This window comes from Longimicrobium sp. (assembly GCF_036399935.1).
Classification (GTDB): domain Bacteria; phylum Gemmatimonadota; class Gemmatimonadetes; order Longimicrobiales; family Longimicrobiaceae; genus Longimicrobium.
Map to the genome: position 1 here is coordinate 163,808 of NZ_DASWMD010000075.1, position 19,340 is coordinate 183,147.

The following is a 19,340-nucleotide window of genomic DNA, read 5'->3' on the forward strand; positions in this document are numbered from 1 at the left end:
GGGCGGCGCTCAGCGGGGCGCGTTCTGGTTCATGATGCACCTCGCCGCAACTGTGTGGTCGGCCTTTGCGCCATGCGGCGCACGAAAAAAGGAGTCGCCACCCCGGATCGACGTACGGGCACGGGTGAAGGTTTCACCCGGCATCCGCCGTTCCAAGGGACGCGACTCCCGGCCGTAATCCTAAACCACTTCCGGCTCCCCGTCAATCGACAGATCGCGTGGCACGCTGTCGGTCACTCGTGCGCCATGACCCCGAACCGGGTGACCTCAATATAGTCTGTGGTTTCGAATGCACGGACGATGACGCCGATGTTAGGCAGGAGAATCCGCTCCAGCTCCCGGTTCGAGATGTTACCGGTGGAGATCAGCAACAGCTTTTCGGGTTTGTGATGCAGCGTGAACGAGTCGACGAAGTCTGCGTCCTTGGTTACAACCACCCGCCCTTCCTGATCAGCCCTCCTGATAATTTCGGCGTCACTCGTCCGGTTTGCATCCGGCAGATCGAGCGTATGAAGCGCATCGTGGCCGTGCTCGCACAGCCACACGGCGATGCGTCGGGGGAGTTGCGCGTCTACGAGGAACTTCATGCCGTCAGCGGCTCGAGCCGTTTCACCCGACTCAGCCGAGCTGCGTACGCCAGTACGGCCAGAATGTCATCGTGCTCCAGATCTTCGTAGTCGGCCAGTATCTCAGGCACCGTCATTCCGGAGCTGAGCAGGTCGAGAATCATATCGACCGGGTACCGGAGCCCACGCACGGTTGGCGATCCGTGGCAGATGCCTTGATCGATCGTGATGCGATCCTTGAACATACCTAGTCGTCTCTCAGAAGGACGTGAATTTGCCACCCACGTTCAAAATGCAACGCGTTCCCCATTTTGAACACTGTAACAGGAATCAAGTTCAACGTCTACAAAGCGTCGGCGCACCCATCGGCGCCGTAGCGCGAAGCGATGCCGTGCCTGCATCCCGCTCCCATGGCCGTCCGAACCGGGCCGGCTCGTGCGTTCTCCCGCGAACCTGTCCGCGACCTGTTCCTCCAGGAGAATCCCCATGCGCTGGTCGAAGCCGCTCACACCACTCGCCCTCGCGACGACGCTGGCCGGATGCGAATCCATCTTCGGAAGCGGAGACGAGGAGCCCATCACCCGCCTGCCGCGCGCCCTCACCCAGTCTGAGCAGGACCTGATCGTCGCCAGCAACCGATTCGGGTTCAACCTGCTTCGCGAGGTGAGCGCGCGCGACTCGTCGTCCAACATCTTCCTCTCCCCGCTGAGCGCATCGATGGCGCTGGGGATGACGATGAACGGGGCACGCGGCGAAACCTTCACGGGCATGCGCTCCACGCTGGGCTTCGGCGCCATGGAGCCGGCGCAGATCAACGCCTCGTACCGCAGCCTGATCGACCTGCTGCTGGGGCTGGACGGCAACGTCGACATGCGCCTGGCCAACAGCATCTGGGTGGACCAGCGCTTTCCGCTGCACCCCGCGTTCGTCGAGTCGAGCCTGCAGCATTTCGACGCGCGCGTCACCGCGCTCGACTTCGCCAACCCCGCCTCGGCGAACACCATCAACGGGTGGGTGGACCAGGGCACCAACGGCAAGATCAAGACGATCATCGATGGCATCGACGCCGGAGTGGTGATGTACCTGATCAACGCCGTGTACTTCAAGGGAAGCTGGACGCAGGAGTTCGATCCGGCGCGCACCAGCCCGGCCCCGTTCCACCGCGCGGACGGCGGGCAGCACTCGGTGCAGATGATGTTCTTGCGCGACGCCAAGGTGCGCAGCGTAATGAACGACCAGGTGCAGATGGTGGACCTGGCCTACGGACGCGGCGCCTTTTCCATGACGCTGGTTCTGCCCCCCAACGGGCAGCCCCTGCGGCAGTGGGCGGCGGGGGTGACAGACGAGAAGTGGCAGACGTGGGTGGCCCAGCTGCGCGACACGGAGATGGATGTTCTGCTGCCGCGCTTTCGCCTGGAGTACGACGAGGTGCTGAACAAGACGCTCCAGGCGCTGGGGATGGGCACGGCGTTCGACGAGGGGGCGGCGGACTTCGGCGGGATGTCGCCCCTGGGGGCAGACCTGTTCATCACCAACGTCAAGCAGAAGACCTTCCTCGAGGTGAACGAGAAGGGCACCGAGGCCGCGGCGGCCACCTCGGTGGAAATGGGGGTGACCAGCGGGCCGCCCACCTTCATCGCCAACCGGCCCTTCCTGGTGGCCATCCGCGAGCGGCACAGCGGCACCATCCTGTTCGTGGGCCTGATCGGCGATCCGCGCAGCCCGTGACGGGGACGTGACGCACGTCGCAGTAGAAAGGCCCCGCCGCGCGCGGGGCCTTTCTCGTTCCAGCAGTCAGCGCCTCGGCTGGATGGGCTTGCGCGCCCCGGCTGGCGCGGGACGATTCACTCGGGAAGGCCGTAGTGCTGTCGCATCATGCGGATGTACTCGGCCATGGGCGGCATGCCCAGCCGCGCGCGCCGGGCGTCCACCCCGGCTTCGTCCTCGATCGGCTCGATCACCACCTGCCCGTTCTCGATGCTGGCTTGCGTGCCGTACAACTGCGGCCGCCCGTCAGCCAGGCGCAGCCGGTCCGTCAGGAGCGCCACGGCCTGGCCATCACCCTCTCCCTCGGCGTAGCTCCGTTCGAGGTGCGCCAGAAAATCGCGCTGCAGGGGACGGTCGTGGCTCGCGTGCTGTACGACGAGAAAAGCGGCCTCGGCGGCCTCTGCTCCCACGCGCCGGGCGGTGGGCCATCCATGGCGCTGGACAAGTTCCCTGAGGCGGGCGGAGTGCACCCGGTCGGCGGAGTCCATCCGGGCCACGAGGCGCGACATAGCCACCGTGTCTACCTGCCCCCCCGCCACCTGAAACGCTGCCGACAACTCATCCCGGATCCCTTGGTCCCGGCGTCCGAGGTCCAGCAGCTCTTCAGCTTCCGCACGTCCGCCGGGCGCTGGAAGTACCTGCGGTGCTCCGCCCTGCGTGCCCGTGGGAGCACAGGCGGCAAGCACGATGAGAAGAGTGGCGACGGAATGTGGATTCGTCAGCATGTGGGTGTCCGAGAGAACGTGGGAGGCGAGGCCGTGAACCCGCGAGGCGCGGGCCGCTCGCCCGGTCTTCGACATTCGAACGCTAGCGGGCGGCGGTGGCAAGCACAACGCGCCACCGCCCCGTAGTCTTTGGCCTGTCGGCGGGATAACTTTGCGCACCCCCGGCGGCACGAGTTCCGCAACGGCGGGGCGCTTGGCGCGCACACTACACAGCAGACGGAAGCGGCGATCGGGATGACGGACGAGCAGACGGCGGCGGCGGAGCACGCCCCGGACCAGGCGGCACCGGAGGGGGGCGACTGGAAGGACTACTTCACCGACGACGGCCAGCAGCACACGGCCGTGGGCACCATCAAGGTGCTGCACGGCCTGCACAGCCCGCAGCTGGGCAATGCGCGCGACATCCTGGTGTACCTGCCGCCCCGCTACCACGAGTCCGCCCGGCGCTATCCCGTCATCTACATGCACGACGGGCAGAACCTGTTCGACCGCGCCACGAGCTTCGGCGACGAGTGGGAGGTGGACCAGACGCTGGAGCAGGCGGCGGACGAGGGGCTGGAGGCCATCGTGGTGGGCATCCCCAACATCGGCCCGGAGCGATTGAACGAGTACGGCCCCTGGCACGAGCACAAGCACCAGGCGGGGGGCAAGGGCGATTCGTACCTGCGCTTCGTCATCGACACCATCAAGCCCATCATCGACCGCGATTTCCGCACGCGCCCCGGGCGCGAGTCCACGGGCATCGCGGGCTCGTCGATGGGAGGATTGATCAGCCTGTACGCGTTCTTCAAGCACTCCCACGTGTTCGGCTTCGCGGGGGTGATGAGCCCGGCGCTGTGGTTCGGCGGACGGCAGGTGTACGGCTGGATGCAGGACCGGCAGTACGTGCCCGGGCGGCTGTACCTGGACGTGGGCACCGCCGAGGGCGGCGAGGAGATGCACGACGTGCGGCGGATGAAGGACCTGCTCACCCGCAAGGGATACGTGGAGGGGCGCGACCTGATGTTCGTGGTGGAGATGGGGGGCAGGCACAACGAGCGCGCCTGGGCCCGCCGGCTGCGCCGCGAGCTTCACTTTCTCCTCGGCGTTCCGCCCAAGGAGGCGCCGCGGGTGCACCGCGAGCCGCCGTTGTAGGGCGCCCCACCCCCCGGCCCCTCCCCGCACGATACTGCTGTGCGGAGAGGGGAGAACTGAGATCGCGTGAGGGTGGGTCTGGCGCATGCCTCGGCCGCCCCCCATCCCCAGCCCTTCCCCCGCAAACCGCGCGGGGGAAGGGAGCCAGTCCGGTGCGCGTCCCCAATTTCCCGCCACACCACCGCCTGTCATCAAGGCTGTGTTGCATTTCGACGTGGTTGGCCCATGCCTCGGCCGCCCCCCATCCCCAGCCCTTCCCCCGCAAACTGCGCGGGGGAAGGGAGCTAGTCCGGCGCGCGTCCCCAATTTCCCGCCACACGATAGCCTGTCATCCTGAGGCCCAGGCGCGCCGTACTCGCCTCTCCGCTGTACGTCGCGGGCCGAAGGATCTAACGTGGGACACTTCTCAACCCGGCCGCGGCAGCGGTCACCAATGCTGAGGCCTGGCTCACTCGGCTGTGTGGCGTTTCGACGCAGGCCGGCGCATGCCTCGGCTGCCCTCTCCCCCGGCCCCTCTCCCGCAAGCGGGAGAGGGGAGAATTCGATCGCGCTTCGGCGGGTGGGGTGCGCGTGCAGGTGAAGCCCCGGACGGGACGCGACAGCGGCCCGGGCCGGGGCTTTCCGCATTTCGAGCGGCGGATTCACCCGCTCACGCGCGAGGCGTGAACAACGTCGATTCGTCGGCGAGCGCGGCGATGCGCCTCTGGGCTACGGGCAGCGCGTAGTCCGCCACGCGAGCCCACGTCACCCACGTGGCCTCATCGTACAGCAACGGGCGCGGATCACCGTCCACGAGAGAGCAGCGGATGGCGTGATAGGTGGCGCGGACGTGGGTGAACGTGTGCTCCACCACGCCGACCGGCGCGCCCGCGCGGATCTCGATGGCGAGCCCCTCGCGCCCGGCGCGCTCCGCCGCGGCCGAGACGGACTCACCCTCGGCACGGATGGCCGCGGGAAAGGCCCACATGCCGCCCAGCCGCGCAGCCACGGGCCGGCGCACCAGCAGCACCCGGCCGTCGCGCTCGATGACGGGAACGGCGGTATCCTCATGCGGGAGCGGCTTCCCCTTCTTGCGGGCGGGCCGCTCGGTTTGCGTGCCCGCGGCAAAGGCGCCGCAGAACTCGCGCACCGGGCAGTCGCCGCACCGCGGGTTCCGGGGAACGCAGACGGTGGCGCCCAGCTCCATCACCGACTGGTTGACGTCCCCTGGCCGCGGGCCGCGGACGAGGTCCGTGGCCATGGACCAGAGCATCTCGTCCGCGGGATCGGGATCGTCCATCAGCCGGGCGAAGACGCGGCGCACGTTGCCATCCACCACGGGCTCCTCGCGCCCGAACGCAATCGACATCACCGCGCCGGCCGTGTACCGCCCCACGCCGGGGAGGGCGCGGAACGCCTCGGGGTCTCCGGGCACGCATCCGCCGTGCTGCTGGTGCACGAGGCCGGCGGCGCGGTGGAAGTTGCGGGCGCGAGAGTAGTATCCCAGCCCCTCCCACGCCTTGAGCACGTCGTCCAGCGGCGCCTCCGCCAGCGTCGCGACGGTGGGAAACCGCTGCAGCCACCGGTCGAAGTACGGCCGCACCGTCTCCACGCGCGTCTGCTGAAGCATCACCTCCGACAGCCACACGCGGTACGGGTCCGCAGATTGACCGGGCGCGGATCGCCAGGGCAGGTCGCGCCGGTGCGCGTCGTACCAGGCCAGCAGGCGGCGGCGGAGGTCGGGAGGGAGCAAAGGGGAGTGTGGAAGTGCGTGAGTGCGTTAGTGCGTTAGTGCGAAAGCGCGAAAGTGCGAAAGTGCGAAAGTGCGAAAGCGCGAAAGTCGCGGGGGCACCCTCGGCGTGCGCGGGCGATCTGTCATCCTGAGGCCCAAGCGCACCCCGACCGGCCCGTGCCTCATCCCGGGCGGGCCGAAGGATCTAGCCTGGGACACGAATTAGTCAGGGCGCGGCAGCGGTCACCAGACCCGAGGCCTCGGCTCCGCAGGGGGCCCTCACCCGCCCGCGCTGACACGGCGTCCCCCCCTCCCACAAACAGCGTGGAGAGGGGGTACACACCAGGTTTCCGGTGCCACGGCGAGCACAGCGGCGGCAGCCCCAGCCCTGCTGGGGTGACTGAAGTCGCCGCAAGAACGGCCCAAAGTCCGCCTGCGCGGACTGCACGCGCAGTCGAGTGCATCAGGCCAGCCGAAGCGCGGTTCAGGTCTCCCCCTCCCCTGCGCAGCGGGGGACGGGGGCCGGGGGGAGGGGGCTCCCGCGGCATGCGACCCACCCCGTCGAACCCCGATCGAAGTGCTCCCCTCTCCGCACGTAGTTTGTGCGGGGAGGGGCCGGGGGTGGGGCCTCCCGCGGCATGCGCCGGCCCAGTTCGAAACGCCCCAACGTCGCGGCCTCTGCACGGGTGACAGCTGCCGCGCCCAAGCCATTACGTGCCTCACGCTAGATCCTTCGGCCCGCGAGGGATGGAGCCGGGGACGGTACCGGCGCGCCTGGGCATCAGGATGACAGACCGTCGTGCGCGAAGGGGTCACCGAAGCGCACCGAACTGGCACCCTTCCCCCGCGCAGTTTGCGGGGGAAGGGCTAGGGATGGGGGGCGCCCGCAGCATGCACCACAACCCGCCTCACCAGCACGAAGGCCTCGCCCTCTCCGCACAGCCGTATCGTGCGGGAAGGGGCCGGGGGTGGGGCGCACTTTCGCACTAACGCACTAACGCACTAACGCACTAACGCACTAACGCACTCTCCCTCTACTCCGCCTCAATCAGCTCCGGCACGCGCGCCGCCACCCACACCAGCACCACCAGCAGCACCCCGCACCCCACGGCCAGCGCGAACGGCGCACCCATCCACCGCGCCACGGCGCCCGCTTGCAGCGACCCCAGCGGTGTCATCCCCACGAACATGAACACGTACACGCTCATCACCCGCCCGCGCAGCCGGTGCGGAACCCGGGACTGCAGCAGCCCGTTCAGCGTGGCGTTGTTCAGGATGATCATGAAGCCGGCGCACGCCAGCAGCACCATCGACAGCAAGAACGACCGCGACACGGCGAACCCCATCAGCAGCACCGAATACGCCACGCCCACGCCCATGATCAGCCGCCCCCGGGGAATGCGCGTGCCCCGGGCCGCCAGGAACATCCCCGCCGTCAGCGCCCCCGCGCCGGTGGCGGAAAGCAGCCACCCCAGCCCGCGCGCGCCCACGTCCAGCACGTCGCGCGCGAACACGGGGAGCAGCATGGCGTAGGGAAACACGGTGATGGACATCGCCGCGATCAGCCACACCAGCGTCTTCACCACGCGGTCGCCGCGGATGTACGCCAGCCCCTCGCTCAAGCCCTCTACGATGCCCACCGTGGATGCCGGCCGGCGGGCACGGGGAAGCCGCATCATCATCAGCCCCACGATCACCGCCACGTACGACACCGCGTTGGCGTAGAAGCACGCCGCGATCCCCGCCCCGCCGATCAGCAGCCCCGCGATGGCCGGGCCCACGATGCGCGACGCGTTGAACGCCGACGAGTTGAGCGCGATGGCGTTCTCCAGGTCGGCCCGCCCCACCAGCTCGGCGAAGAACGCCTGCCGCGTGGGCACCTCGAACGCCGACGCCGTCCCCAGCACGAACACCAGCATCAGCAGGGTGGGATAGGAGATGCGCCCCGCGCCGGTCAGCACGGCGATGGCCAGCGCCCCCGCCAGCGCCGCGCACTGTGCCGAAACGATGATCCGCCGCTTGTCCCAGCGGTCGGCCACCACGCCGGCGTACAGGCCGAACAGCAGCGTGGGGAGCGACGAGACGGCGGTCACCATCCCCAGCTTCAACTCCGAATCCGTCAGGTCCAGCACCAGCCAGCCCTGCGCCGTGGACTGCATCCACGTTCCCGTCAGCGACAGCAGGTGGCCCACGTAGAACACGCGGAAGTTGCGGTGCCGCAGCGCCCCGAACGCCCGCGGGCCCGGCGCCGCCGCGCTCGACAGCGGCGACGAGGGGCCCGGGTTGCCGCCGGCGGGCGCGCGAAAGGAGGCGGCGGAACCTGCGTCCGCCGCCTCGCCCGCTTCCCGGTCCTGGTCGTCCAACACGCCCGTGGTTCGTCCCGCTGTTCCCGTCCCGATCCGGAGCCGTAACTTACCCGGTGCGCGCCCCACCCGCCACCACTGGGCGGATGGCCCGCAACGTGCTGCCCCGGCGTCCCTTGCCGTTCCCCCGGAGGCTCCAGATGCGGTTCACCAGCTACTCCCGCTTCACCGGCCACATGGCCGACGCGCTGAACCTGCAGGCGCTGCTCGACCAGCTTTCCGACTTCCTGCTGCAGAGCGGGTTCGCCGGCGGCTACCACGTGAACCCCTGGTGGGGCGAGTTCGGCGGCGACGAGGACGACCGCTCGCTCGACGCGCTGAAGGAGGCGCTGCTGCGGGCGCTGCTGGAAAGCGGGCAGCTGACCCCGGAGATGATCCAGGAGCTGCGCGGCGACGGCGCCCCCGACGAAGAGGTGCAGCAGAAGATCGCCGAATTGCTGGACCGGCTGATCCAGCGGATGGTGGAGGAGGGCTACCTGAACGTGGCCGAGCCCCCCCAGGCGCCCGAGGGCTACACCGAGATGCAGGGCGAGGGCAGGATCGACGACGCGCGCGAGGCGTCGCGGCAGGTGGAGTTCTCGCTCACCGGCAAGGGCATCGACTTCCTGGGCTACCGCACCCTCCGGCAGCTGCTGGGCGCCATGGGCCGCTCGGCGGCGGGCGCGCACGAGACGCCCCACTACGCCACCGGCGTGGAGGCCGAGGTGGCCAGCCGCCCGTACGAGTTCGGCGACACCCTGAACCTGGACATTCCCGCCACGCTCAAGAGCGCGCTTTCCCGTGAGGGGCTGCGCGACGACGGGACGATCGGCCTGGAGTACGGCGACCTTCACGTCCACCAGTCGGAGTACCGCTCCAGCTGCGCAACGGTGCTGATGCTGGACACCAGCCACTCGATGATCCTGTACGGCGAGGACCGCTTCACCCCCGCCAAGAAGGTGGCGCTGGCCCTCACGCACCTGATCCGCACCCAGTTCCCGGGCGACACGCTGAAGGTGGTGACCTTTGGCGACACGGCGGAGGAGATCCCCCTCGGCCGGGTGGCGCAGGCGCAGGTGGGGCCGTTCCACACCAACACGGCGGCGGGCTTTCAGCTCGCGCGGCGGCTGCTGATGGCGCAGAACAAGGACATGCGCCAGATCATCATGATCACCGACGGCAAGCCCTCCGCCGTCACCCTGCCCGACGGGCGCGTCTACAAGAACTCCATGGGGCTGGACGCGTTCGTCCTGAACGAGACCTTTCAGGAGGTGGGCGCCTGCCGCAAGGCGGGAATCCTGATCAACACCTTCATGCTGGCGCGCGACCCGGCGCTGGTGGCCTTCGTGAACCAGGTCTCGCAGATCGCCCGCGGCAAGGCCTACTTCACCAGCACCATGACGCTGGGGCAGTACATCATGCGCGACTTCCTGCGTCGAAAGACCAAGCGCGCCGGGTGAGGGGCGCCCACGTGCCCACGCCCACGCTGGCCCCGTTTTCCGCGCGCAGGCGGTGGGCCGCCGCCGTCGTCCTGGGGGTGGCGGGGCTGCTGCTGAACCTGCTTCCCCTCCCGCTCTCCCCGGGGACGGACCTCATCTTTGGGGGGGTGGCGTACCTGCTGGCCGCCGTGGCCCTGGGCCCCTGGCACGGGCTGGTGGCGGCGGGTATCGCCTCCGTGCGCACCCTCTGGCTGTGGAACCATCCCTACGCCGTCCTCATCTTCTGCATGGAGGCGCTGTTCGTGGGGTACCTGGCCCGCCGCGAGCGCCGCCCGCTGGTGGGCGACCTGGTGTACTGGATCGTGGGCGGGGTTCCGCTGCTCTTCCTTACCTACTGGACGATCCTGGGGGTGCGCGGCAGCACCGCCGCGGTGCTGTTTCTCAAGCAGCCCTTCAACGGGCTGATCGACGCGCTGGTGGTGGAGGCGCTGCTGCTGGTTCCCGCCGTCCGGGGCGCGCTGGGCATCCACGGCCGGCCTCCGCTGCGCGCGGCGCTGGCCGTGGTCGTCACCGTGGCCGCCACCCTGCCGGCGCTGGCCTTCGGAACGTGGACGGGGCTGCGCGAGTGGGACCTGAACGTGGCGCGCGCCCGCGAGCGGCTGCGGCTTTCCGCGTCGGGCTACGCGTCGCGGCTGGGCGAGTACGTGCAGCTGCACACGCAGGAGGTGCGCACCCTGGCCGAGACCGCGGAACGGCGCGGCTCGGCCACGCCGGCGGAGATGCAGGCGCTGGTGGAGAGCGGCACCGAGTTCCCCGGGTTCCTCACCATCTACGCGGCCGATGCGCGAGGCCGCTCCATCGCGGCGCACCCGCTCGTCGATCCCACCGGCCGGAAGCGGGTCGGCGCCGACTACAGCCATCGCGACTACTACCGGCGGGTCCTGGAAACGCGGCGCACCGTCGTCAGCGAGGTGCTGCACGGCGCCACTTCGCGGGAGCCGGTGATCGTCATCGCCCATCCCGTGGTCCTGGGCGACACCATGGCGGCCTTCGTGGCCGGGGCCGTGAACCTGCGCCGGCTTCCCGTCCCCGATCCGCCGCCCGGGCGCGAGGAGCGTCTTCACGTGGCCGACCTGCGCGGGCGGGTGATCTACGACAGCGACGCGCCCTACCACCAGGGCGACGTTCCGCACAACATGGCCGATTCCGCCGGCTACCGGGCCGTGCTGACTGCACCGGACGGCGGGGTGGTCACCTTTTCGCGCGGTGGCCCGCGGGCGCCCGCGGCCCAGCAGGCGGCGCGGGTACTGGCCGCCGTGGAACGCATCCCCTCGCTGGGCTGGGTGGTGTGGATCGAGCAGCCGTACTCGTCCATCCAGGGCTTTGTCGCCGATTCGTACGTCCGCCTCCTTTCGCTGCTGATCGGGGTGATCGTGCTGGCCCTGGGTGCCAGCAGCCTGCTGGCCGCCTACCTGGCCGAGCCGCTGCTGCACATGCGGGCCACCGCCATGGCCCTGGCCGGCGGCGACCGCAAGGCGCGGGTGGGACGGCTGGTGGCCGGCGCCCCGGCGGAGGTGGCCCAGCTGGGGCGCGACTTCGACGACATGGCCGCGGCGCTGGCCCGCCGCGCGGAGGAGCTGGAGGAGCTGGGCGAGATCGCGCGGTCCCTCGCCTCCACGCACGACACCGGCGAGGTGCTGCGGCGGGTGACTGAGGCCGTGGTGCGGCTGGTGGAGTGCCAGGGATGCGGGATCGCGCTGCTGCTTCCGGACGGCATGCTGCGCATCAGCGACGACGCCACGGGGCTGCTTCGGGATGCGGCCGGGCGCGAGCTGCCTGCCGAGACCACGCTGGTGGGGTGCGCGGCGCGCGAGGGCCGGCCGCTGCTGGTGCGCGACATCGCCACCGATCCGCGCGCCACCGGCACCGTGCTAGACGTGCGGAAGGTCGAGTCGGCCATCTGCGCGCCGCTGCTGGGGCGCTCCGGGGCGCTGGGTGCGCTCACCGCCGTCCGCGCGCGCGGGGCCGAGCCGTTCAGCGACGCGGACCTGATGCTTCTCGATCGCCTTTCGCGGCACGCGGCGGTCGCCGTGGAGAACGCGCAGCTGCTGGAGGCGGCGCAGGCGGCGGCGCGGGCGCGCTCCGACTTCATCGCCACCATGAGCCACGAGCTGCGCACGCCGCTCAACGCGGTGCTGGGGCACGTGGAGCTGCTGCAGATGGGCATTCACGGGCCCGTGACGCCGCCGCAGGTGAACTCGTTGGCGCGCATCCAGACGGCGTCGCGGCACCTGCGCGGGCTGATCGAGGAGGTGCTTTCGTTCTCGCGGCTGGAGGCGGGGCACGCCGAGGTGAGGACGGAGCCGGTGGACCTGTGCGACCTGGCGCGCGAGGTGGCCGACGTCATCCAGCCGCTGGCGATGCAGAAGGCGCTGGAGTTTCGCCTGGACGGGTGCGACCCTCACCCGGTGGTGCAGACCGATCCCGACAAGGTGCGGCAGATCCTGATCAACCTGGCCGGCAACGCGGTGAAGTTCACCGACGAGGGCGAGGTGTCCATCCAGGTTCGTTCGATGGACGGCGTCGTGGCGCTCTCGGTATGCGACACCGGCCCCGGCATTCCGCACGCGGACCAGGAGCGCCTCTTCCGCCCTTTCGAGCAGCTGGAGAGCGGGCTGGCGCGCACCCACGGCGGTACGGGGCTGGGGCTGTACCTGTCCGGCCAGTACGCGCGGATGCTGGGGGGCACCATCGAGGTGAAGAGCGAGCCGGGGCAGGGCAGCACCTTCTCCCTCGTGCTCCCCCGCGAGTTCGTGGCCGATGACCCGGCGGAGCACGCGAAGGCTGAAGGCGAGGATCGATGAAGACCCCGCTCGCCAGGGGCGGGTGAACCCGCGGCTGGAACAGCGGAAAGCCCCGACTCGGGCCGCTGTCGCGTCCCGCTCGAGCTTCACCTGCACGCGCGCGACAGCCTGCCGTGCGATACCTACGTCTTCCCCGCTTTCAGTCCCGCCTTTCCGCCCGCGTTCGCCCACAGCGCCTGCTCCACCTGCACCGGCGCCCAGCCGAGTTGGCTCGCCCGCTCACGGATGGCCGCGGCGTACTTCAGGTAGAAGGGGATGGTGAACGCCGTCTCGCCCGGCCCGGGCACCTGCGCCGCCACCAGGTCGTCGAAGAACGGGTAGATCTCGGGCGCGGCCGCCGCCGCGATCGCCGATGCCGTGGCCGGGCCTACGCCGGCAAGCTCCGCCATCGCAGCGATCGGCACGCGCGGGTCCGGGACCGCGGCCAGGGCGCGGGTGCTGGCTTTTACCACGGCATCAGGGGAGTTGCCGCGCACCAGGACCAGGTTGCGCGCGCGCCACACCCCGCGTGCCATCTTCCACTCCGTCGCGCGGACGAGCTCATCGTGCGTTGCGTGCTTCGGCTGGCGGGAGGCGATGCTGGCCGGCAACTCCTCGCGATACCAGCGATCGAGCTCCGCCAGCCGCGCGACGCCCTGCGCCGCCACGACGGCGGCGTAGGTGTCCAAGGCAGCTTGCCACTGCTCCAGCGAATCCGACGTCCACAGGTTTTTCACAGTAAGATCATGATCGGGTGAGGCTGACGACGGGTTGCAGGAAGATACTCGCAGTTGAAGCCTTGCGCAGTTTGCAAGGCTTACCGCAGTCGTAGCGGCGGCTTTAGCCGCTCCAGCGAGGCGGTGCGAGGCCATCACTAGGGGGACTTCTGCGGGCGCCGGGCGTAAAAAGACGAGCCCCGGACCGCATCAGCAGTCCGGGGCTCGTCCATCATCCGTCAACCGGTCCGGCTTACCAGATCCGCACGCGCTTCTCGGGGGCCACGTACATCCGGTCGCCCGGCTTTACGTTGAACGCCTCGTAGAACGCGGGCAGGTTCACCAGCACGCCGTTGGTGCGGTACATCCCGGGCGAGTGCGGGTCCGTCAGCAGCTGCTGGCGGAGCGCCTGGTCGCGGTACTTGGTGCGCCACACCTGCGCCCATCCCAGGAAGAACCGCTGGTCGCCGGTAAAGCCGCCGATCACCGGAGCCTGGCCGCCGTTCAGCGAGCGGCGGTACGCGCGGTGCGCGATGGCCAACCCCGACAGGTCGCCGATGTTCTCGCCCAGCGTCAGCTGGCCGTTGACGCGCGCGCCCTCCAGCGGCTCGTACGCGCCGTACTGCTGGCTCAGCATCCCGGCGCGCTGCTCGAACGCCGACGCATCCGCGGCCGTCCACCAGTCGCGCAGGTTGCCGGCGCCGTCGCTCTTGCGGCCCTGGTCGTCGAATCCGTGGCTGATCTCGTGCCCGATCACGCCGCCGATGCCGCCGTAGTTCACCGCGTCGTCGGCGTTGGGATCGAAGAACGGGGGCTGCAGAATGGCCGCCGGGAACACGATCTCGTTGTTCGTGGGGTTGTAGTACGCGTTCACCGTCTGGGGCGTCATCCCCCACTCCGCGCGGTCCACCGGCTGGCCCAGGCGGTTGATCATGCGGTTGTACCCGAACTCCTGCGCGCGGCGGATGTTGCCCATCAGGTCGCCCGGGCGGATTTCCAGCGCCGAATAGTCGCGCCACTTCTCGGGATAGCCGATCTTGACGGTGAAGTTCGCCAGCTTGTCCTGCGCCTGGGCGCGGGTGGCCGGGCTCATCCACTCCAGCCCGTCGATGGCCTCGCGGTACGCCTCCACCAGGTTCTTCACCAGCTGCTCCATCCGCGCCTTGGACTCGGCGGGAAAGTGGCGCTGCACGTATAGCTCGCCCACGGCCTCGCCCAGCGAGCCCTCCACCACGTCCACGCCGCTCTTCCAGCGCAGGGGCTGCTGCTGGAGGCCGTTCAGCACGCCGCCGCGGAAGGCGAAGCGCGCGTCACGAAAGTCGCGGCTCAGGAACGACGCCGCGTTGTCGACCAGCTTGAACACCAGGTAGCTCTGGATGTCCTGCACGGGCGTGGCGGCCAGCACGCGGTCCATCCCGGCAAAATAGTCCGGCTGGCGCACCACGACGGTGTCCACGCCGTTCATCCCCGCGGCTCGCAGGTAGTCGGCCCAGCGGAAGCCGGGGGTGGTGGCCTGCAGCGCCGTCACCGCCGTGGGGTTGTAGGTGGCGTTCGCGTCGCGGTTCCGGGTGCGCTCCCACTGCACGCGCGCCAGCTCCGTCTCGAAGGCCACCACGCGCGCGGCGGCGCCGGCCGCGTTGGGGGTGCCCGCAAGCTCCAGCATCCGCTGCACGTACGCCGTGTACGACTGGCGGATGGCGGAGAAACGATCGTTCTGGGTCAGGTAGTAGTCGCGGTCGGGAAGCCCCAGCCCGGACTGGCTGATGCTCACCACGTAGCGGCTGGAGTTGCCGCGGTCCTGGCTTACGAAGGTGCCGAAGGGGGGCGACACGCCTTGCCGCGCCAAGCGCGCGAAGGTTTCCGGCAGCTGCCCGCGGTCGCGGATGGCACGGATATGGGCCAGCTCATCGTTCAGGGGGGTGATGCCCAGCTGGTCGATGCGGACCGTGTCCATGAAGCTGCCGTACAGGTCGCCCACCTTGCGCGCGGTAGACCCGGCCGGGTGCGACCCCGCGGCGGCCTCTTCGATGATGGCGCGGATGGCGGCCTGCGACTGGTCGCGCAGCTCCACGAAGCTGCCGGTGCTGGCGCGGTCGCCCGGAATCTCGGTGCGGGCCAGCCAGCCGCCGTTCGCGAACCGGAAGAAGTCGTCCTGCGGACGAACGGAGCGGTCGAACCCCGCCGTGTCCACGCCGAGCCCCAGCGTGGGCGAGGGCTGAACGGGCGAGGAGGGCGCGCAGGCGCCCAGGGCAGCGGCGGCCACTGCAGCCGCTGCGTGTATACGAACTTTTCCGGCCATGCGTCTCCCAGGGAATGGTGGTGCAGGGAGCGCATTGATACCGACTTACGGAACGTTCGTTCCCCAATCGCTGGCGGCGGAATGATATAATTTGATTTTCCCCTGGGGAAAGGGCGAATGAATTCGCTGCAACAAACACACGAAGTCCACCTTCGCAGACTGGCTGGCCGGGGGGTGAGTTGGAGCGTGGGGCGCGCCCGAAATGTCGTGCAGTTCACCCCCTCCCCTGCGCAGCGGGGGACGGGGGCCGGGGGCCGGGGGGAGGGGGCTCCCGAGGAATGCGAGGCAGCCCGTCGAACCCCGATCGAAGTTCTCCCCCCTCTCCCGCGCAGTTTGCGGGGGAGGGGGCCGGGGGGAGGGGGAACCTACACCACCGCCGTCGCCTCGATCTCCACCCTGGCCTCTTCCTCCAGCAGCCCGGCGACGATCACCAGCGTCATCGCGGGATAGTGCGGCCCAAAGGCGTCGCGGTACACCCGGCCGACACTGCGCGTGTTCTCGGCGTAGGCCGCACGGTCGGTGATGTACCACGTCATTCGCGTCACGTGCTCCGGCCCGGCCCCGGCCTCGCGCAGCACGGCGACCACGTTCCGCAGCGCCTGGTCCACCTGGCCCACGAAGTCGTCCGTCTCGAACGCGCAGCTCACGGGATTCCAGCCGATCTGCCCCGCGACGAACACCATCCGCCCCTGCGCCTCCACGCCGTTGGAATACCCCCGCGGCGACGCCCATCCCGCCGGCTGCAGCGTTCGGTGGATCACGCGCCCTCCCGCAGCCGAAAACGCTGGAGCTTGCCCGTCTGCGTGCGCGGAAGCTGGTCCAGAAAGGTCACCCGGCGCGGATACTTGTACGGGGCGATGTGGTCCTTCACCCACTGCTGGAGCTCCTTGGCCATCGCGTCGCCCCGCTGGTGCCCCTCGCGCAGGACGACGAACGCGCTCACCACCTGCCCGCGCTCCGCGTCCGGCAGGCCGACGACGCCGCACTCCATCACCGCCGGGTGCTCCAGAAGCACGGCCTCCACCTCCGGCCCCGCGATGTTGTAGCCCGCGGAGACGATCATGTCGTCCGTGCGCGCCTGGTACCAGAAGTAGCCGTCCTCGTCCATCCGGTACGCGTCACCCGTGAGATTCCAGCCCTCCCACACGTACCCGCGCTGCCGCTCCTCGTCATCCAGGTAGCGGCACCCCGTGGGCCCCTGCACGGCCAGCCGGCCGATGGAGCCGGGAGGCAGCGGGTTGCCGTCCTCGTCGATGATCCGCGCGCGGTACCCCGGAACGGCCTTGCCGGTGGAGCCGGGGCGGATGTCGTCGTCCGAGGCGCTGATGAAGATGTGCAGCATCTCGGTGCTGCCGATGCCGTCGATGATGCGGATGCCCGTCGCCGCTTCCCATGCCTCGAAGGTGGGGAGCGGCAGGTTCTCGCCGGCGGACACGCACCGGGTCAGCGAGCGGAGGTCGTACTGGGGAAGCAGGTCCAGCATCGCCCGGTAGGCGGTGGGCGCGGTGGATACGATGGTGGCGCCGTGGTCCTGGATGGCCTTCAGGAGGTTGGGCGGCGTGGGCTGCTCGATCAGCAATGCCGCGGCGCCCACACGCAGGGGGAAGAGCAGGATTCCGCCCAGCCCGAAGGTGAATGCGAGCGGGGGCGATCCACAGAACACGTCATCGGGCGTGGGCTTCAGCACGTACTTGGGAAAGCAGTCGCAGGCAGCCAGCACGTCGCGATGGAAGTGCATGGCCCCTTTGGGCTGGCCCGTGGTGCCAGAGGTGAACGCGATCAGCGCCACGTCGTCCGCCGCCGTGTCGACCGCGCCGAACTCGCCCGTCTGCCGCTCCATGAGCGCATCCAGCGAATCGTCGCCCTCGCCGCCCCAGGCAACGACGCGCTCCAGCACCGGCGCCTGTCCTCGCGCCGCGGCAAGATCCGCCAGCAGCCGGTGATCGCACAGGGCGAAGCGCACCATCGCCTTCTGGGCGATGTGGGCCAGCTCGCGCGGCCTCAGCAGCGGCATGGTGGCCACCACGACCCCGCCCGCCTTGAGCACCCCGAACCAGCAGGCGGCCATCATCGGCGAGTTGGGGCCGCGCAGCAGCACGCGGTTGCCCGGGACGAGGCCGAGCTCGTGAAGGGCGGCGGCGACGCGGTTCGACTTCTCCATTAGCTCGCGGTACGACCACCGCCCGCCGTCCCACAGGATCGCCGTCCGCTCCGCGTGCCCGACCTCCACCATGCGGTCCAGCAGCTCCACGGCGCAGTTCAGGCGGGGCGGATACGCCAGCTCGGGGAGCGTCGAATAATCCATCTCCGGCCACAGGTGGCGCGGAGGAAGGTGGTCGCGCGCAAAGGTGTCCACGTGCGCCGACGGCTCGGCGGGAACGTGCGTTTCCATCGTCGCCATGGGGTCGCCATCCGGGGATGGAGTGGGACTGCGGATACTGACGCCGGTCACGCGCAAGCGGCGGACCGTGCCTCGCTCAACCGGGCCGTGCCGCCTCGTCCTTCAGCAGCTGGCCGGCGATCACCAGCTTCTGGATTTCGCTGGTGCCTTCGTAGATGCGCAGCGCGCGGATCTCGCGGTACAGCGTCTCCACCGGCGCGCCGCTGACCACACCCCGCCCGCCGAAGATCTGCACCGCGGTGTCGATCACCCGCTGGGCGGCCTCGGTGGCGTACAGCTTGGCCATCGCGGCCTCGCGGGTGATGCGCTCCGCGCCGGAGTCGCGCGCCCACGCGGCGCGGTAGACCAGGAGGGCGCTGGCGTCCACCTCCAGCGCCATCTCGCCGAGCGACGCCTGGATCAGCTGGAACTCGTTCAGCGCCTTGCCGAAGGCCTGCCGCTCGCGCGTCCACCCCAGCGCCTCGTCCAGCGCGCGCCGCGCGAACCCCAGCGCCGCCGCGCCCACCGTGGGGCGGAAGACGTCCAGCGTGCCCAGCGCCACCCGCATCCCCGCGCCCGCCTCGCCGACGAGGGCATCCGCGTCCACCCGGCACTCGGTCAGTTCGATGCGGCCGAGGGGATGCGGTGCGATGACGTCGATGCGCTCGGCGACGCGCAGCCCGGGGTTGTCTGCGTCGACGACGAAGGCCGCGTAGCCGCGCTGGCCGGCGTGGGGAAAGCGGCAGAACACGACGTAGTGGTCGGCGATCCCCGCGTTGCTGATCCACGTCTTCACGCCGTCGATCACGAACCCGCCGTCCACCCGCCGCGCCGTCGTCGTCATGGCGGCCACGTCGCTCCCCGCGTCGGGCTCGGAAAGGGCGAATGCCGCGATCCGCTCGCCGGAGGCGACCAGGGGCAGGTAGCGCTCGCGCAACGCGTCCGACCCGAAGAGAGTGATGGGGCCGGTGCCCAGCCCCTGCATGGCGAACGCAAAGTCCGCCAGCCCCCAAGCGCGGGCGAGCGTTTCGCGCACCAGGCAGAGCGTCCGCACGTCCAGCCGCTCGCGCGCGCCGCCGTGCGGGGCGGTGACGGCGTGCATCAGCCAGCCGCCCTCGCCCAGCACGCGGACGAGCGCGCGGCAGGCGGCATCCACGTTGGTCTCCACGTGCGGCAGCGACGCCACCTCCCGGCGCACGAACACCTCCAGCTCCGCGGCCAGGGCACGGTGCTCGTCGGTGAAGAACGGCCAGGAGAGGAAGGTGCGATCGGGCATACGGGGAGTGCGTGAGTGCGTGAGTGCGTGAGTGCGAAAGTGCGAAAGTGCGAAAGTGCGAAAGTGCGAAAGTGCGAAAGTGCGAAAGTGCGAAAGTGCGAAAGTGCGAAAGTGCGAAAGTGCGAAAGTGCGAAAGTGCGAA

At 69.9% G+C, this 19,340-nt stretch carries 14 protein-coding genes; 4 read left to right on the forward strand and 10 right to left on the reverse strand.

Annotation, left to right across the window (positions count from 1 at the left end; translation table 11 throughout):
- Positions 1-233: 233 nt before the first annotated feature.
- On the reverse strand, positions 234-587 hold the full coding sequence (locus VGB24_RS23160) for a DUF5615 family PIN-like protein (protein WP_331075297.1): 354 nt from the start codon (positions 585-587) through the stop codon (positions 234-236).
- A complete protein-coding gene (locus VGB24_RS23165; RefSeq protein ID WP_331075298.1) occupies positions 584-811 on the reverse strand; it encodes a DUF433 domain-containing protein in 228 nt (75 codons plus the stop codon). The genes VGB24_RS23160 and VGB24_RS23165 overlap by 4 nt, the downstream gene beginning before the upstream one ends.
- Before the next feature lie 241 nt (positions 812-1,052).
- Between VGB24_RS23165 and VGB24_RS23170 the strand changes: the two genes are divergently transcribed.
- Positions 1,053-2,294 carry a serpin family protein gene (locus tag VGB24_RS23170; RefSeq protein WP_331075299.1) on the forward strand — a complete coding sequence of 414 codons (1,242 nt, stop codon included), beginning with the start codon at positions 1,053-1,055 and terminating at the stop codon, positions 2,292-2,294.
- A 116-nt stretch (positions 2,295-2,410) separates the two neighbouring features.
- On the opposite strand, the gene VGB24_RS23175 is transcribed toward VGB24_RS23170, so the two are convergent.
- Positions 2,411-3,133 carry a DUF6624 domain-containing protein gene (locus VGB24_RS23175; protein WP_331075300.1) on the reverse strand — a complete coding sequence of 241 codons (723 nt, stop codon included), beginning with the start codon at positions 3,131-3,133 and terminating at the stop codon, positions 2,411-2,413.
- A gap of 159 nt (positions 3,134-3,292) precedes the next feature.
- Here VGB24_RS23175 and VGB24_RS23180 point away from each other — a divergent pair, with 159 nt between their 5' ends.
- Positions 3,293-4,192 carry an alpha/beta hydrolase gene (locus VGB24_RS23180; protein WP_331075301.1) on the forward strand — a complete coding sequence of 300 codons (900 nt, stop codon included), beginning with the start codon at positions 3,293-3,295 and terminating at the stop codon, positions 4,190-4,192.
- A 649-nt stretch (positions 4,193-4,841) separates the two neighbouring features.
- Here the strand turns inward: VGB24_RS23180 and mutY are convergent.
- Both mutY and VGB24_RS23190 read right to left on the reverse strand, forming a co-directional pair.
- A complete protein-coding gene (gene mutY, locus VGB24_RS23185) occupies positions 4,842-5,924 on the reverse strand; it encodes an A/G-specific adenine glycosylase (protein ID WP_331075302.1) in 1,083 nt (360 codons plus the stop codon).
- Between the two features lie 1,013 nt (positions 5,925-6,937).
- On the reverse strand, positions 6,938-8,269 hold the full coding sequence (locus VGB24_RS23190) for an MFS transporter (protein ID WP_331075303.1): 1,332 nt from the start codon (positions 8,267-8,269) through the stop codon (positions 6,938-6,940).
- 137 nt (positions 8,270-8,406) lie between these two features.
- On the opposite strand from VGB24_RS23190, the gene VGB24_RS23195 reads away from it, so the two are divergent.
- Together VGB24_RS23195 and VGB24_RS23200 are read left to right on the forward strand one after the other, a co-directional pair.
- Positions 8,407-9,705, forward strand: coding sequence for a vWA domain-containing protein (locus VGB24_RS23195; RefSeq protein ID WP_331075304.1), 1,299 nt, complete (start codon positions 8,407-8,409; stop codon positions 9,703-9,705).
- Positions 9,702-12,548, forward strand: a complete 2,847-nt coding sequence (locus VGB24_RS23200) for a sensor histidine kinase (RefSeq protein ID WP_331075305.1) — start codon at positions 9,702-9,704, stop codon at positions 12,546-12,548. The genes VGB24_RS23195 and VGB24_RS23200 overlap by 4 nt, the downstream gene beginning before the upstream one ends.
- Positions 12,549-12,670: 122 nt before the next feature.
- Here the strand turns inward: VGB24_RS23200 and VGB24_RS23205 are convergent, their stop codons facing one another.
- The 5 genes from VGB24_RS23205 to VGB24_RS23225 form a co-directional block, all read right to left on the reverse strand.
- Positions 12,671-13,264, reverse strand: a complete 594-nt coding sequence (locus tag VGB24_RS23205) for a hypothetical protein (protein WP_331075306.1) — start codon at positions 13,262-13,264, stop codon at positions 12,671-12,673.
- 232 nt (positions 13,265-13,496) lie between these two features.
- Positions 13,497-15,506 (reverse strand): M13 family metallopeptidase, encoded by a 2,010-nt coding sequence (locus tag VGB24_RS23210; RefSeq protein ID WP_331075307.1) that lies wholly within the window; start codon positions 15,504-15,506, stop codon positions 13,497-13,499.
- A gap of 401 nt (positions 15,507-15,907) precedes the next feature.
- Positions 15,908-16,300, reverse strand: a complete 393-nt coding sequence (locus VGB24_RS23215; RefSeq protein ID WP_349263948.1) for a RidA family protein — start codon at positions 16,298-16,300, stop codon at positions 15,908-15,910.
- A complete protein-coding gene (locus VGB24_RS23220) occupies positions 16,300-17,943 on the reverse strand; it encodes a benzoate-CoA ligase family protein (protein WP_331075309.1) in 1,644 nt (547 codons plus the stop codon). Before VGB24_RS23220 ends, VGB24_RS23215 begins: the two co-directional genes overlap by 1 nt.
- A gap of 76 nt (positions 17,944-18,019) precedes the next feature.
- The gene (locus VGB24_RS23225) at positions 18,020-19,198 is read right to left on the reverse strand and encodes an acyl-CoA dehydrogenase family protein (protein ID WP_331075310.1); all 1,179 of its coding nucleotides are present in this window, start codon (positions 19,196-19,198) and stop codon (positions 18,020-18,022) included.
- Positions 19,199-19,340 lie beyond the last annotated feature (142 nt).

Coding starts and splice junctions, on each gene's coding strand:
- VGB24_RS23160 (WP_331075297.1), bottom strand. CDS start 587: ATGAAGTTCCTCGTAGACGCGCAACTCCCCCGACGCATCGCCGTGTGG.
- VGB24_RS23165 (WP_331075298.1), bottom strand. CDS start 811: ATGTTCAAGGATCGCATCACGATCGATCAAGGCATCTGCCACGGATCG.
- VGB24_RS23170 (WP_331075299.1), top strand. CDS start 1,053: ATGCGCTGGTCGAAGCCGCTCACACCACTCGCCCTCGCGACGACGCTG.
- VGB24_RS23175 (WP_331075300.1), bottom strand. CDS start 3,133: ATGTCGAAGACCGGGCGAGCGGCCCGCGCCTCGCGGGTTCACGGCCTC.
- VGB24_RS23180 (WP_331075301.1), top strand. CDS start 3,293: ATGACGGACGAGCAGACGGCGGCGGCGGAGCACGCCCCGGACCAGGCG.
- VGB24_RS23195 (WP_331075304.1), top strand. CDS start 8,407: ATGCGGTTCACCAGCTACTCCCGCTTCACCGGCCACATGGCCGACGCG.
- VGB24_RS23220 (WP_331075309.1), bottom strand. CDS start 17,943: ATGGCGACGATGGAAACGCACGTTCCCGCCGAGCCGTCGGCGCACGTG.
- VGB24_RS23225 (WP_331075310.1), bottom strand. CDS start 19,198: ATGCCCGATCGCACCTTCCTCTCCTGGCCGTTCTTCACCGACGAGCAC.